We start from the raw sequence: 1,269 nt of genomic DNA, 5'->3' as shown, positions 1-1,269 counted from the left end.
TGAGGTGGACCCCATCAGTTGGACAGCCTGAAGGTGCAGTTAAGCTCTGATCCGGCTGTATTCCCGGCTCAAGCTGCCAGGGTCATGGGTTGTTGGTAGTACACCTCATCCGGTGTTTGGTAATCAAGGGTTTGGTGGTACCGGGCCTGATTGTAATGCCGGAAGTACCGGTGGAGCGCCTGCTTCAAGTGGCGTCCATCCTCGAAGGCTGTGAGGTAGACGCACTCGTGCTTGACGCTGCGCCAGAGCCGTTCCACGAAGATGTTGTCATGATAGCAGCCCTTGCCGTCCATGCTGATCCGAATGCCATGCTCCTTGAGAGCGCCTGTGAAGGCCTCACTGGTGAACTGGGCACCTTGATCAGTATTGAAGATTTCCGGCGTTCCATGGCGCTGTAGGGCTTCCTCCAGGGCATCGATGCAGAAGTCTGTGTCCATGGTATTGGAGACCCGCCAGGACAGCACCTTACGGCTGTACCAGTCGATAATGGCGACCAAATACATGAAGCCTCGGGCCAGCGGCACGTACGAAATATCCGTTGCCCACACCTGGTTGGGGCGGTCGATTTTCAGCCCTTTGAGCAGGTACGGATAAACTTTGTGCCCGTCGCCCGGAATGCTGGTTCTGGGGCGTGGATACACCGCCTGAATGCCCATGGTGCGCATTAGGCGCTGAACCCGCTTGCGGTTTATCAGGTGGCCTTTGCGCTCCAGATGGACTCGCATCTTACGAGAGCCATAGTACGGCGTTTCCAGATGCTGCTGGTCAATCAGGTACATCAGATCCAGATCCTCCTGACACTGTTCACGAGGGACGTAGTACACCGACGAGCGGCTCAGTTTGAGCAACTCGCACTGGCGCACAATGCTGACTTGGGGATGACCATGCTCGATCATCGCCAACCGGCGTTGACGGCTTACTGATCGAGCTTGCGCGACAAAAAATCGCGTTCCACCGTCAGTCGGCCGATCTCGCGGTAGAGTTCGTCAGAACTGGGCTCGTTGGACTGTTTGCCGGACCTTTTTTTGCCTTCGAAGAGGTCCGGAGCATTCTCCAACAACTCGCGTTTCCAGGTGCTAACCATGGTCGGATGAATCTGGAACCGGGCGGCAATTTCAGATGTGGTCTGGTCACCCTTGAGGGCGGCTAGGGCAACTTTGGACTTGAACGATGGGCTGTATTGCTTGCGTTTCTTGCTCATGATTCTCCTCCTTGTGGAGATGATGAATCAGAGCTTAGGCACCTGTCCAAATTTCGGGGTCCACTTCA

At 55.6% G+C, this 1,269-nt stretch carries 1 protein-coding gene; it reads right to left on the bottom strand.

The annotated features are described in order from the left end of the window. Positions 1–68: 68 nt before the first annotated feature. Positions 69–1,201 (bottom strand): IS3 family transposase gene (locus BM036_RS19695; protein ID WP_245742758.1). Its coding sequence is split into 2 segments (ribosomal slippage): positions 69–919 and positions 919–1,201, totalling 1,134 coding nucleotides; the frame shifts between segments, so codons are not numbered across the junction. Between the last annotated feature and the right edge of the window lie 68 nt (positions 1,202–1,269).

This window comes from Marinobacter segnicrescens, from assembly GCF_900111555.1.
GTDB lineage: Bacteria > Pseudomonadota > Gammaproteobacteria > Pseudomonadales > Oleiphilaceae > Marinobacter > Marinobacter segnicrescens.
This window is presented reverse-complemented; position numbering and strand designations above follow the sequence as displayed.